Source organism: Ruminococcus sp. HUN007, assembly GCF_000712055.1.
GTDB lineage: Bacteria > Bacillota > Clostridia > Oscillospirales > Ruminococcaceae > HUN007.
Genome location: NZ_JOOA01000002.1, coordinates 1,081,384 through 1,095,066, shown reverse-complemented (window position 1 = coordinate 1,095,066; position 13,683 = coordinate 1,081,384). Strand labels below are relative to the sequence as shown.

The window sequence follows — 13,683 nt, the reverse complement described above, 5'->3', positions numbered from 1 at the left end:
AATAAAATAGGTATGTGTTCGTGTAGCAGTATTGTAGTAATTGAATCGGTACGGATTATATGTTATAATTATTATAACTAAGAAAAAACAAAGGCGGTGAGATCAGTGGGAATATATCTTAATCCGGGAAATGATTTATTTAAGATGTCAGTGGATTCTGAAATATATGTAGATAAGTCGATGCTTATTAATTTAACCAATTCAGTTTTAAGGACGGATGGACGTCATATATGTATAAGCAGACCGCGAAGATTTGGAAAATCAATGGCGGCAAACATGCTGGCTGCATATTATGACAGAAGCTGTGATTCACGGGAATTATTTAAGGATCTTGCAATTTCCCAGACTCCGAATTTTGAAAAGCATCTTAATAAGTATAATGTTTTTCAGATAGATGTGAGGGAGTTTGCTTCCGGCTCATCAGGTGGAAAAGAAATGACTGATAAGCTTGTGAAGGCAATGAGACGTGATCTGTTAAAAGCGTATAAAAACATTGAATTTGATGAAGAATATACTCTTCCTGAAATGCTTAAGGAAATATACAGTGAAGAGAGAATAGCATTTGTTTTTATTTTTGATGAATGGGACTGTGTTTTCAGAGTTTTTAAGAATGATACGGAAGGACAGAAGTATTATCTGGATTTTCTGCGTGATTTACTGAAGGAAAAAAATTATGTTGCGCTTGATTATGCAACCGGTATTTTTCCGGTAAAGAAGTATGGGGAAAACAGTGCACTTAATATGTATCGTGAATTTTCTATTAACGATGCAGAACCGTATTCGGAATATATGGGATTTACAGAAGCGGAAACAGAAGAGCTGTGCGAAAAATATGATCTTTCATTTGAAAAAATGAGAGAGTGGTATAACGGATATCAGGTGGACGGTATCTCTATATACAATCCTCAGTCAGTGGTTCTTGCGTGTACAAGAAAAGTGTTCAGCAACTACTGGACTAAAACGGAGACGTTTGAAGCACTTAAAGTATTTATTCAGCTTGATATGGATGGCCTTCGTCAGTCGGTTATAAAAATGATTGCCGGAGAGAGAGTAAAAGTAAATACAGAAAAATTTGAGAATGATATGACTTCATTCAAGTCAGCAGATGACGTTATTACGCTTCTTATCCATCTCGGATATCTGACTTACAGCAATAAGAGCGGTGAAGCGTGGATACCTAACAAAGAAGTGGGGCAGGAATTCATAAACTGTATTGAAGACGGCGGATGGGAAGAAGTAATGAATTCTATCCGTAAGTCGGATGAACTCCTTGATGCAACGCTTAGCTGCGATGAGAAAAAAGTCGCTGCGGTAATTGAAGAGACACACCGCATGAATACATCAATAATAGCATATAACAATGAGCTTTCGCTGTCGGTCACATTAGCGCTCGCTTATTATTCAGCAAGGAAACAGTATAAAATAATTCGTGAATTTCCGTCAGGAAACGGATTTGCAGACCTTGCATTTATTCCGCGCAAGGGTGTCGATGCACCTGCGATAGTTGCGGAACTTAAATATAACAAAGAAGCAGGCGGAGCTATAAGTCAGATAAAAGACAAACATTACACCGAAAATCTTGAAGCTTTTAACGGTGAGATCCTGCTTGTCGGCATCAGTTACGATGAGAAATCTAAGATGCATAGCTGTCAGATAGAAAAAGTTGTGAAATAATAAATACATCGCAAAAAAGCCACTCATGTGTTTTTCATGAGTGGCTTTTGACATATCAATAAAAATTTCATTACCATCCAAGAACTTTGTCGTAAAGTTCTTCGTATTTTCTCGCAGAATGATCCCACGAGAAATTCTGCTGCATTCCGCGTTTTACTATGTCGTCCCATCCCTTCGGCATGTCGTAGTAAACGTGCTTTGCGTAGTTGATTATGCCGAGCATTTCGTCGGCGTTGTAGTTTGTGAACGAGAAGCCTGTGCCGGTGTTGTAGTATTCGTTGTAGGCTTCGACGCTGTCCTTGAGGCCGCCTGTTTCACGTACTATCGGAACTGTACCGTACTTGAGCGAGATGAGCTGTGTAAGTCCGCACGGTTCGAAACGTGAAGGGACGAGCATTGCGTCGGCAGCTGCGTATATCTTGTGGGCGCGGTTTTCCGAGAAGAAGATGTTTGCTGACATTCTTTCCGGTTTGATGCCCTGGTAGTGTCTGAATGTGTTTTCGTAGCGCTGTTCGCCGGTTCCGAGAACAACGAGCTGAGTGTTTTCATCCACGATCCTGTCGAGTACCCAGTTTACAAGGTCGAGGCCCTTCTGGTCTGTCAGACGTGAGATGATGGCGATCATGAACTTGTTCTTGTCAACAGGAAGCCCGAGTTCACGCTGAAGTTCCATCTTGTTTGCATCTTTTCCTTCACGGAAATTGTCGATGTTGTACTTCTTGTAGATCTCGTCATCTGTTTCCGGATTGTAGATGCTGTAGTCGATGCCGTTTATGATACCGCAGAGAGAATTGTTCCTTGCGCGGAGAAGGCCGTCAAGTCCCTCGCCGTAGTATTCGTTCTGAATCTCATTTGCGTATGTCTCGCTGACAGTTGAAATGTAGTCAGCGTATACCATACCGCCCTTGAGCATGTTCGCATCCTTCTTGAATTCCAGCTTGTCCGGTGTGAACATGTAGCCCGGAAGGTCAGTGTTGTATTCGAAAGTCTTGATGTCCCATATACCCTGAAATTTCAGGTTGTGGATAGTCATTATCGTCTTTGTTCCGAAGTAGAACGGATTTTCAGCATACATCGAATGAAGAAATACAGGTATGAGAGCAGCCTGCCAGTCGTGGCAGTGGATGATGTCCGGCTTGAAGTTGATTACGGGCATTATCGCAAGAACTGCCTTGCAGAAGAAGGTAAAGCGCTCGATGTCGAACTTCGGATCGGAATAAGGTCTGTCACCGCCGAAATAATATTCGTTGTCAACAAAATAATATGTTATTCCGTTCATTTCGTATTTCATGATTCCGACATGGAAGTTGCCTTTTCTTTTGCCGTAGTCCATGTAGAAATGATGGATGTACTGGAAGTTGTTTCGGTACTCCTGCGGAATGAAAGTATAGTACGGCATTATAACTGCAGCTTCGTATTTTGTTCTGTCAAGAGTCTGCGGAAGTGTTCCGACAACGTCGGCAAGTCCGCCTGTTTTTATGAACGGAACACATTCTGAAGCAGCAAATAGAATTTTTTTCATATATATGATTCCTTTCAATATCTATGATGTAAGTACTGATTACCGATGAACGCTGATCTGTTTTCAGAATATCCGGCGGAACCCGGATATCGTTCTGATCAGTGATGCGTTCAGGAAAACAGTGCTTATAAAAATACCTGTATTGTTATTGTACCGATAATGTAAAAATATCTGTTCTTCTATTGTAGCATATTATAAAAAATAATACAATTGCATTATCGCACAATCTTGAAAGAATTATTTCTATATATTGTTCCTATAACTGACGGACGGATTTCACAGGAAAACGATCAGGCACTTATGAAAATACATTGCATTTGAGACTTTTGTGTGATATAATAAATTTGTATGTTTTAGGGATGCAAAATATAGTATAAACTGCAAGAGGTGGATAAGAGTGAAGAAAACATGCGGTTATTTCTTCCGGCTTATTAAGGACAATTTTATTTCGCTTGCGGCATTTGAATTTATATTCAAAGCATCCGCCTTCATCCTGTTTGTTCCGCTTATAGCCCGGCTTATGAATATAGCCACGAACAATGCAGGAATAATGTTCATCACGACAAAAAACGTCGCGAGACTTATGAAAAACCCTCTTATGATCGTAATGACTCTGTCCATGATACTCATACTCATATGTATATCTTACTATGAGGTCTGCTGTATCTGGATGTGTTACCGTAAATACGCGCGGGGAATACGGCCATCGGTGAGTGACATGTTTGCGGACGGACTTGTTCATCTGAGTAAGACGAGCCGGAGATACGGCATAAAGATCTATCTGCAGATGGCGGCAATTTTCCCTTTGCTTTGTTTTCATATGACCGTCATACTGTTCGACAGACTTGATATACTTGCAAGCTGTGTAAAGTTTATTTTCAGGGGCATTCCGGTAAAGTACATTGGTGCGATATCGGCGGTAGCGGTTATTTTTCTGTTTTCATTCTCCACTCAGAAATTCGGAAGATCGATTTCCGGACGAAGGGAAGAAATGAAGCATTTTTTCCGCAGGACGGTACATCTGATAGCCGTCAACCTTATTACCGGACTTGCACTGTTTCTGATCTATCTTACGATCGTGGTCATTGCGGCCCTCGTGATCCGGTTCTTCGGAAAAAAGAATTCTGCTCTTGTCTATCTGATAAGAACTGAAAATATCATGTACTACGTGCTTGCTTTCCTTGCAGGTGCATTCGGATATATTTCCAACATTGCGCTTCTGTTCATGTTCCAGAGCAAACACAGAACAAGCGGAAAACCGCTTGTAAGACAGCCTAAGGGATTAAGAAGAAAAATAGTGACCGTTCTTATCATAATAGTTTTCGTGGCCGATATCGGTTCGGCTGCGGGTTATGTGGTAAACGGTTCACATGTACTGGAGGAAATCTTTATTAGTACCACTGTAACAGCGCACCGCGGAGGTGCAAAATTTGTTCCGGAAAATACGATGTACGGTGTTGAATATGCCATCGAATCCGGTTCCGACTATATCGAAATAGACGTTCAGCTTTCAGCAGACGGAGAGGTTTTCCTTCTCCATGACACCAGCCTTAAAAGAACCACCGGTGCCAACAAACCTGCATATACACTTACCTATGAGGAGCTTTCAAGACTTGATGCCGGAAGCTTTTTCAACAGTTCTTTTTCCGATGCATATATTCCGACGCTCGATGAAGTACTGACAGCGTGCAAGAGTAAGATCAATCTCAATATCGAGATAAAAAGCTCGAAAAGGGGAGATGAACTTGTAACGAAGGTACTTGAACTTATCGACCGCCACGAGATGAGAGAACAGTGCGTTATCACTTCGACGGAATACCCTTATCTGAAGCTTGTGAAGGAACTGCGTCCGGAGATCCGTACCGGATATATTTCCAATATGCTCTACGGCGATCCTACTTCGCTTAAATATGCCGATTTCTTCAGCGTGAAATTTGCAGTTGTAAATGAAAACTTTGTAAAGGCTGCTCACAATGCCGGCAAGGAGGTTCACGTCTGGACCGTAAACACCAAGCCGCTTATCAACAGAATGAAGGGACTTGACGTTGACAGCATCATAACGGACAACCCGGTCCTCGCAAGAAAGATCCTGGCGAGAAAGAACGACAGAAAGAGCCTTGCAGAAATACTGCAGACGTTCCTTTACAGATAATGTTTATTTATATATTAAGATGCGGCGATGACTCACTTTATACGGGCATCGCCGTCGATATTGAAAAGCGGCTTAAACAGCACCGCGGCGAAACAGCCGGCGGTGCAAAATACACCCGCAGCCGCGGAGTAAAAAAACTTGAGGCACTCTGGCAGACTGATGACAGCACTGCCGCAAGAAAAATGGAGTATGCGCTGAAGAAACTGAGTCGTTCCGGCAAGGAAAAACTTATCGCTTCGCCTGAACTTATAACAGAAAAATTTATCCCGTCACTTTCAGAATACGAATACCGTGTGGCGGAAACGGAGGAAAATATATTGAATACAGATCTTAAAAATACAGCGGCGTTCGGCGTTGCAGGTAACTTTACAGGACATCTTGAACAGGCGGGGGAGGCGTCTGACTTTGTAAATGTGAAAGTTGAAGATGCGGCTGCTCCGAAGGCAATCTTCCCGACATACATCCCTGGAAAGGCAGATGGAGTACCTGAATTTCTTTCAGTATTTCCGTTTGATCCTGATACGATACTCTATCCTGAAGACCAGAAAAAACTCCAGATAGAACCTGAATGCGCGGTCATCTTTAATGCGAAATGGGAAGGAACAAGGCTTGTCTCACTTGAGCCTGTTGCCTTCGGTGCTTCAAATGACTGCTCGATAAGACGTGAAGGTGCCCGGAAGATCAGTCTTAAAAAGAACTGGGGAAGCTGCAGCAAGGGATTTTCCGCTCATGCTGTCCCGCTTGGTTCCTTTGACGAAAACAGCGTGTTAAACGACTACCGTATCGCAAGCTTTCTTGTCCGTGACGGAAAGATACATCAGTATGGCGAGGACAGTGCGGTAAAGGACTACAGCTACATCTACGGTAAGCTCATGGCATGGATGCTTGACAAGTTCAATAATCAGCAGGATGAAGGCCCGGCTGAAAACATAAACGCATACTTAAACGCAGCAGGCTGTCCTGAAAGAATACTTGTTTCCGTCGGTGCCACTCGATACACTGAATTCGGCGAAACAAACTTCCTTACCTACGGTGACCATTCCGTGGTCGTTCTCTATCCGGGGTCAAAGTATTCCAGGGAAGATATCGAAAAAATGACTGCTTCCGGCGACCTTGACAGAGAAGACATTTCGTTCCTTGACCAGGAAGTTAAAAGGTCGTAAAAAAGCAGATCAGGGTCATTCGGATGATCCGGTGATTTACGAAAAGATCCGAAGCGAAACAGGGGGAGAAATTAATTTGAAAAAATCAGTATCTTTTATAGCAGCTTTATTATTAACATTTTCTTTTGCATTTTCAGCACCGGCAGTTTATGCTGAAAATGCCGGCACTACTCTCTTTGAAACATCAGATTCAGATGATGATTATTTCCAGACAAGTGATGATGCTTTTCTGGTGAAGATAAATGATGACGGAACGGCAGAGATCATGTCATATCTTCTGCATGAAAGATCCGATGTCACGGTTCCGGCTGTACTTACTGCTGAAGACGAAGTATATATTGTAACTTCGATCGGCGAAGGCGCATTTTACGGATCGGAAACAGGATATGTCATCATTCCTGATACGGTTGAATCCATAGGCAAGGGCGCGTTTCTTAACTGCCCGAATCTTAAGGAATTTGTCGTTCCTGATTCTGTCGAATCCATCGGCGACTGTGCGTTCGGATTTATGTACGATGAAAGTACAGATGAAATATCACCTATTGAAGAGTTCAGACTTTACGGATATGATGAAAAGAAGGCTTCGGAATATGCTTCATCGCTTGGCATTAAATATGAAAATGCCTCTTCACTTATCAGGTATTCTGAATATAACGGGGAAATGACACTTGTGTCAGCAGACAAACGTCTTCACAAAGCGAATATCCCTGCCAGCATCGACGGAAAGCCTGTTACAGCTATTGGTGCAGGACTTGGAGGTTTTACAGGATGCACTTATTTTGGAGAGATCACTATTCCTGATACGGTCAGAAAGATAGGCAGTCAGGCCTTTGCTGGTACTGCACTGGATGAGGTTATACTTCCGTCAGGAATAACTGAAATAGGATTCGGTGCTTTTGAATCGTGCATCTGGCTTGTTGATATAACACTGCCTGGAGGATTAACGAAAATTGAAAAGGAAACATTTGCTGATTGTGTGAATCTGGAAAAGATAGATCTGAGCGATAAGATAACATCAATAGGAGATCTCGCTTTCTTTAACTGCAGATCGTTTAAAACCTTTGAGATACCTTCTTCTGTAAAATCCATTGGAAATCATGCTTTTTTAAGCTGTTCCGATCTTGAGCGCATAAAGGTGTCAGAGGACAATAAGAATTACTATGACGAAGACGGTGTTCTTTTCAGACAGACGAACTGGGCTGGCGGAGCAGTTTCAAAAGATCTTGTTAAGTACCCTGACAACAGAGAAGGAGAGGAATACACTGTTCCTTCAGGAATAAAGTCTGTGAGTGAAGCTGCATTTAATGGCTGCAGAAATCTTAAAAGAGTAAAAATCTCATCAGGTACGGAACAGCTTAAGGAAAATGCATTTTCCGATTCTGATTCTCTTGAGTCAGTAACGGTACCGTCTTCCGTCTGGATAATGGAAAAGAATTTTGAAAACTGTCCGAATCTTACGGTATACGCTGAAGAGGCGAAGGCGATAAAAGAATTTGAAGAAAAATGGAAAAAAGAGCTTCCGCTTAAGATTGAGTATATAAAACCTGAAAGTACCGCATCAAAAGCGGTCACGGGCGATGTAAGCGGAGACGGAAAGGTGGATATTACTGATGTTTCGCTCCTCGCAGTTATACTTGCTGACAAACAGGACATGACGTCAGAACAGAGAAATGCTGCGGATGTAAATAAAAACGGTGATGTGGGTCTTGATGATCTTGCTGCGATAAAGCAGTTTGTTGCGAAAATAATTGAGAAATTCTGATATAACAAAACCGCTTCCGGAAAGTATTCTCTCCGGAAGCGGTTTTGTTTTAAATTATTCGATCTCGAAGGCGTCTGCGATCATGTCAAGCTCGAGCTTGATGATGCGGTAGTAACAGTAGTTTCTGAATTTTTCAGTGTTTCCCACGAGTCTGAATGAAGCCTTTTCAAAGTCATTGAACTGGCTTTCCTCTGAGCCGAAGCCTCTTTTAACGATGTCGTTGATCACAGTGGCTTCGTCTGTGCATTTCTTGGCTGCAAGTTCAACGGATACTTCAACCATTTTTCTGTACAGTGTATCACACGCCGCACATTCTTCAGGTGTATAGCTTCCGATGTCTTCCATAGCCGTGTAGAGCTTGCTGATCTCTGCAGCAATACTCTGAGCATTTCCTGCATTGAACATATTGATACCTCCGTTCCTGTTTCAACAGGTGATCAGTGCATAAGATCTGAAATAGTATCGAGTATCTTTTCGTAGCATCCGCCGCAGCCTGTTGAACATGAAGTAACTTCCTGAACAGTCTTGAAAGCCTCTGTTACGTCTGTGAACTTCTTTTCTGTGTGAAGAGCACGGTCAATATCGTTGACTGTTACCTTCTTGCAGTGGCAGATCTCTTCGTTTGTTTTTGACATTCCGTCCATGATTAAAACTCTCCTTATAGTAAAATGGTTTATGAAAACAGTGACAGGTAACCTGTCAGTGTTTTGTATCTTAAAGTAAAAATACTTTTAAGCGTTGGTTGTTCCTTAACTGTGCTTAATGCATCACACTTAAGGATTTGAAATGAACTGTTCCGGATCGATAGCGTTGTCGGAAGTCCATGCGAAAGGCCAGTGACGTACTTCAAAGTGAAGGTGAGCGCCTGTTGAATATCCGGTGGATCCGGCATATCCGATAACTTCGCCCTGTGAAACACTCTGACCAACGCTGACAGAAACTGAGCTTAAGTGAGCGTACAGTGTACAGTACTTTCCGTCGTTGTGTCTTATTACAAGATACCTTCCGTATCCGCCGCCGCATCCGCAGCTTGAGCTCTTTCCGTAGTTGTGGGTACATTTGTTTTCAACTGAGAATACGATACCGTCGCAGGCGGCTACAACAGCCTTGCCCATGATGGTGTCACCGTCCGAAGCTGTTATGTCAACACCCTTGTGAAGTGTTCCCCATCTTGTTCCGAAAGGACTGGTGATTTTTCCGTAACCGTTTGCCACAGGCCAGCCGAATCCGCTTGAATAGGTAGGCTGTGATGACGGAGCGGGAGCCTGAGCCTCAGTTGAAGGTGCTACCGGCTCTTCCTGCTTCGGAGCTTCCGTTGCCGGTTCAGTTGAAGGCGGAGTCTCTGCTTCAGGGGCTTCAGTTGTAGGTTTTTCATTGTTTTCGGCTGCGCGTTTTGATTCTTCAGCAGCACGTCTTGATTCTTCAGCAGCTCTTTCAGCACGGCGTGACTCTTCGGCGCGTCTTGATTCTTCCGCACGTCTTGATTCCTCGGCCCTGCTTTCCGCTTCAGACGCAGCAATGGATTCAGACTCTGAAACCGATACTGATACGCTTACCAGATGCTCAGCGATCATACGTTCAAATTCTTCTACCTGTGAAGCGAGTTTCTTGATTTCTTCCTCTTCTTCCGCCATTGCTTTCTGACGTTCTTCTATGCTTTCGTGGATCTCTGATTTTACACCGTCAAGCTTGTCCAGTTCTTCCTGGGTGGCAGTGTAGTCTTTTCCGAGTTCTTCCAAAGCGTCAGTGAATTCACTTTTCTTTTCCTTTTCTGATTCAAGGTTGCCCTCAAGCATTTCCTGTTCAGCTTCAAGGGATGATTTCAGCTCTTTGAGCTTGTCGATCTGTTCCTGTATTGTTTCAATGAGTTTGTTGTCGTGATCTGCGACCTTGGCGATAAGTTCAAATTTAGCGAGCATATCGTAGAATGAAGATGAGCCTGAAAGTATCGATGAAATATTATCACCTGATGCCATGTATGAGGCACGTATTCTTTTCTTGAGAACATCAACATTTTCATCGATCTGAAGATCTGCATCTTTAATGCTTGTCTCAGTTAAATTTATCTTCCGGACATTCTCGCTGATCTCGTCATCGAGTTTGTCTATCTGACCGGAAACGTAGTCGATGTTCTGACTTTGAAGTTCCATTTTCTCGGTCAGCGCATTTCTGTATTCAAGCTTTGCGCTTTCATCAGCCTCAACATCTTCGTATTTTGACTGATATTCTTCAATTTCCTTCTGAAGTTCTGCTATGTGTTCCCTGTTTTCTGTTTTGAGTTCTTCGAGTTCGCTTATTGATTTTTCAGCCTCAGCCGGTGAAAAGGCTGTGACCGGAGTATAACAGAATGATGAGAGTGTCATTACTGCCGTCAGTGAAAATGCGGCAGTGATCTTCATAAAATTCTTATTATTCAAATTAAAAATCCTTTCTGCATTTTTCCCCAAAGCCCCGTATCTATTTCGTGACCTTTTCAAAGTCACTTGCCGGATGCTTGCATACCGGACAGATAAAATCCTCCGGAAGTTCCTCTCCGACATATTCATATCCGCAGATAACGCATCTCCAGATCGTCTGTCCGTCAGCAGTTTTTCCGACTGCTTCAGGCTTCGGTTTTATATTTTCAAAGTAGTATTCGTATGTTGCTGACGGAAGTTCACTGAAGAATTCGCCGTCAGACGGAATACCTACAAACAGAATGTGGCTTCCGAGGTCGATCTCTTTGATAACTGAGACCGAGAAAAATGCGTTTGTACCTTTTGTGACAGCCATACATCCGTTGGCTGTACGTTTGCAGTCGTTATACCCTGCAAATTTGTCAGTGTCGCGTCCGCTCTGAAAACCGAAATGTTTAAACAGGTCAAAGGTCGCGCTCTGGTCAATAACAGAAATATTGAAGCGCTTTGCCTTCTGTATCATTTCGCAGGTGTAATTGGCTTTGTTTACAGATATTGAAACGGCATTCATTTCAGTTGCTACCTGACAGGCTGTGTTGATGATGCATCCGGTATCTTTTCCTTCGAAACTGGTAGTTACAACAAACAGTCCGTAGCTTATTTTCTGAAGTATTTTAGTGTTCATGTTTTTCCTCCTCGTCCTTTTTCGTTTTACGTTCTTTATATTATAACATACATACTTTGAAATATCTACTGGTTTTTAAAGGCAGTAACAGGTGATAAATGTCTGTCATAAACAGAAACCGCCTTCGTGAAAGAAGGCGGTTTCTGCTTTAGAAATGAATTTTTATAATATAAAGACTGAATTAATTTCTGGTGAATGAAGAACCTGCATTGTATGTGCAGGTTCACCGGCTGCCGGATGGCTGTCCGGTGTAAGGGAAAAATGCTGTAACCGGCGTGTAACAGAATGATGACAAAGTTGTTACAGCAGAAACCTGATACGCAGAAAATATGCTCATAAAATGTTTTCCTGATAAACAAAAACTCCTGATAATCTGATATCCGGTATATTTTATCTCTGCGACTAATATTATTATATTACAAATCGGTAACATTGTCAAGTGCAGTAATCTGAAAATTGTGTGATAATTATCCGAGCCCCGGAAACATCAGTCATGTGAATTCTTACAGTAAACGAAAAATATATTTTCCGGTCACTGTATTATAACTTAAAATGCCTCCGCAGTTTATACCGCGGAGGCGTGATAGTTATGAATTATTTTACGATGCTTAAAAGTACACCGGCAGCAACTGCTGAACCGATAACACCTGCAACGTTTGGTCCCATTGCGTGCATGAGAAGGAAGTTTGTCGGATTTTCGGAAGCGCCGACTTTCTGTGATACACGGGCTGCCATCGGAACGGCTGAAACGCCTGCTGAACCGATGAGCGGATTTACCTTTCCGCCTGTAACCTTGTACATGATCTTTCCGAATAAAACACCTGATGCAGTACCGATCGCGAATGCGATAACACCGAGGATGATTACCTTTGCAAACTCAGCAGTGATGATCTTGTCAGCTGTTGTTGTGGCGCCGACTGAAACACCGAGGAATATAGTAACGATGTTCATGAGTTCGTTCTGAGCTGTCTTTACAAGTCTGTCGCAGACGCCGCTTTCCTTGAGAAGGTTGCCGAGCATAAGCATGCCGACCAGCGGAGCAGCTGAAGGAACGAGAAGTGCGATGATAACTGTAACTGCGATAGGGAAGATGATCTTTTCTGTCTTGCCTACCGGACGAAGTGTTTCCATTACTACGGCACGTTCCTTCTTTGTTGTGAGTGCCTTCATGATCGGAGGCTGGATGATAGGAACGAGAGCCATGTATGTGTACGCCGCAAGGGCGATGGTACCTGTTGAAATGGTTGCTCCGCCTCCTAAAAGACGGCTTGAAACGAAGATCGCTGTCGGACCGTCGGCCCCGCCGATGATCGCGATCGAAGCAGCTTCTGATTCAGAGAATCCGAGACATGCAGCACCGATAAATGTAAGGAAGATACCTGCCTGAGCTGCAGCTCCGAGAAGGAAGCTCTTCGGATTTGAAATAAGCGGTGCGAAGTCAGTCATTGTACCGATACCCAGGAAGATAAGCGGCGGGAAGAGCTGAAGCTTTACACCCATGTAAAGAAGGTCGAGAAGTCCGCCTTCGTGAAGGATCTTGTCGTAGTCTATGTTGGTCGGATCTGCGAACAGCTCCGGAGTATACATAGCGGTAAGCGGAAGGTTTGTAAGGAGCATACCGAATGAGATCGGAAGCAGAAGCAGCGGTTCGAATTTCTTTGCGATCGCCAGATACATGAAAATGAACGAGATAAGGATCATGACGATGTTCGTCCAGTCGAGGTTGGCAAAACCGCTCGTTCTTCCGAGATCAGCAAGAGTCTCAAGGAAGATTCGTATTACTTCACTCATGATAGAATAATATCCTTTCGTATTTAATTGTTATTTCGCCCTGCAGAAAACTGTATTTGTTTGCTGCCCGGCGGTCGGGGCAAACGTCTTTAGCACCAGCCGTTTACCATATTATTTAAATCAGAACGGAAGAGTGTTCTCGCGCTGACCGGCAGCACCCCATACTGAGGCTGCGGAGCGTCTTCTGTTTTCTGTTCTGTTTATCGAACGGACAGCGTATTTCTTTCCGTCCCTTGCAGCCATCATTGCGACTGCGGCAGAAATAACAGCTATTACTTCGTCGTCATCTCCGGAAACAGCCGGTTCCGGCACAGAACGTGTAACATTTTCAGGAACTGTCACCTGAGGTACAGGGATAACGTCCGGCTTGCTGCCCTTCTTTTCCTTGTTTGCGATACCTGAGAATATCTTTCCGAATATCTGAACAAAAACGATAAGAAGAACAAGAGCAAGGAATACGACTACCAGTCCGGTGATAACTACGGCCCAGACTTTTGTCCATGGAATTACCATATTATTACTCTCCTATCTGTAGATA

At 43.2% G+C, this 13,683-nt stretch carries 11 protein-coding genes; 4 read left to right on the top strand and 7 right to left on the bottom strand.

Annotated features, from left to right (window positions below):
* The first annotated feature begins 105 nt into the window (after window positions 1-105).
* On the top strand, window positions 106-1,674 hold the full coding sequence (locus CC97_RS08780; RefSeq protein WP_044974649.1) for an AAA family ATPase: 1,569 nt from the start codon (window positions 106-108) through the stop codon (window positions 1,672-1,674).
* A 70-nt stretch (window positions 1,675-1,744) separates the two neighbouring features.
* Here CC97_RS08780 and glgA read toward each other — a convergent pair whose 3' ends face one another.
* Window positions 1,745-3,196: a glycogen synthase GlgA gene (gene glgA / locus CC97_RS08775; protein WP_044974648.1), complete on the bottom strand. Its 1,452-nt coding sequence runs from the start codon at window positions 3,194-3,196 to the stop codon at window positions 1,745-1,747.
* A gap of 397 nt (window positions 3,197-3,593) precedes the next feature.
* Here glgA and CC97_RS18795 point away from each other — a divergent pair, with 397 nt between their 5' ends.
* The 3 genes from CC97_RS18795 to CC97_RS08760 all read left to right on the top strand — a co-directional run bounded on the left by CC97_RS18795 (window position 3,594) and on the right by CC97_RS08760 (window position 8,273).
* Window positions 3,594-5,348, top strand: coding sequence for a glycerophosphodiester phosphodiesterase family protein (locus CC97_RS18795; protein ID WP_049962795.1), 1,755 nt, complete (start codon window positions 3,594-3,596; stop codon window positions 5,346-5,348).
* The gene (locus tag CC97_RS08765) at window positions 5,348-6,511 is read left to right on the top strand and encodes a DUF5718 family protein (RefSeq protein ID WP_081850053.1); all 1,164 of its coding nucleotides are present in this window, start codon (window positions 5,348-5,350) and stop codon (window positions 6,509-6,511) included. Before CC97_RS18795 ends, CC97_RS08765 begins: the two co-directional genes overlap by 1 nt.
* A 76-nt stretch (window positions 6,512-6,587) precedes the next feature.
* Complete coding sequence (locus CC97_RS08760; protein WP_156036839.1) at window positions 6,588-8,273, top strand: leucine-rich repeat protein; 1,686 nt, start codon at window positions 6,588-6,590, stop codon at window positions 8,271-8,273.
* A 54-nt stretch (window positions 8,274-8,327) separates the two neighbouring features.
* On the opposite strand, the gene CC97_RS08755 is transcribed toward CC97_RS08760, so the two are convergent.
* From CC97_RS08755 to CC97_RS08730, 6 genes are all read right to left on the bottom strand, one after another.
* Window positions 8,328-8,678, bottom strand: a complete 351-nt coding sequence (locus CC97_RS08755; RefSeq protein WP_044974646.1) for a hypothetical protein — start codon at window positions 8,676-8,678, stop codon at window positions 8,328-8,330.
* A 32-nt stretch (window positions 8,679-8,710) separates the two neighbouring features.
* A complete protein-coding gene (locus CC97_RS08750; protein WP_044974645.1) occupies window positions 8,711-8,917 on the bottom strand; it encodes a (2Fe-2S)-binding protein in 207 nt (68 codons plus the stop codon).
* Between the two features lie 129 nt (window positions 8,918-9,046).
* A complete protein-coding gene (locus CC97_RS18790; RefSeq protein WP_049962794.1) occupies window positions 9,047-10,690 on the bottom strand; it encodes a M23 family metallopeptidase in 1,644 nt (547 codons plus the stop codon).
* A gap of 40 nt (window positions 10,691-10,730) precedes the next feature.
* Entirely contained in the window at window positions 10,731-11,354 is a 624-nt protein-coding gene (locus tag CC97_RS08740) for a flavin reductase (RefSeq protein WP_044974644.1), read from the bottom strand.
* Window positions 11,355-11,948: 594 nt separating this feature from the next.
* On the bottom strand, window positions 11,949-13,145 hold the full coding sequence (locus CC97_RS08735) for a sodium ion-translocating decarboxylase subunit beta (protein ID WP_044974643.1): 1,197 nt from the start codon (window positions 13,143-13,145) through the stop codon (window positions 11,949-11,951).
* 120 nt (window positions 13,146-13,265) lie between these two features.
* Window positions 13,266-13,658, bottom strand: a complete 393-nt coding sequence (locus tag CC97_RS08730) for an OadG family protein (protein ID WP_044974642.1) — start codon at window positions 13,656-13,658, stop codon at window positions 13,266-13,268.
* Window positions 13,659-13,683: the final 25 nt, after the last annotated feature.

Bases quoted from the DNA above. Each gene is read 5' to 3' on its own strand.
- CC97_RS08755 (WP_044974646.1), bottom strand. From the start codon at position 8,678: ATGTTCAATGCAGGAAATGCTCAGAGTATTGCTGCAGAGATCAGCAAG.
- CC97_RS08740 (WP_044974644.1), bottom strand. From the start codon at position 11,354: ATGAACACTAAAATACTTCAGAAAATAAGCTACGGACTGTTTGTTGTA.
- CC97_RS08730 (WP_044974642.1), bottom strand. From the start codon at position 13,658: ATGGTAATTCCATGGACAAAAGTCTGGGCCGTAGTTATCACCGGACTG.
- glgA (WP_044974648.1), bottom strand. From the start codon at position 3,196: ATGAAAAAAATTCTATTTGCTGCTTCAGAATGTGTTCCGTTCATAAAA.
- CC97_RS08735 (WP_044974643.1), bottom strand. From the start codon at position 13,145: ATGAGTGAAGTAATACGAATCTTCCTTGAGACTCTTGCTGATCTCGGA.
- CC97_RS08765 (WP_081850053.1), top strand. From the start codon at position 5,348: ATGTTTATTTATATATTAAGATGCGGCGATGACTCACTTTATACGGGC.
- CC97_RS08750 (WP_044974645.1), bottom strand. From the start codon at position 8,917: ATGGACGGAATGTCAAAAACAAACGAAGAGATCTGCCACTGCAAGAAG.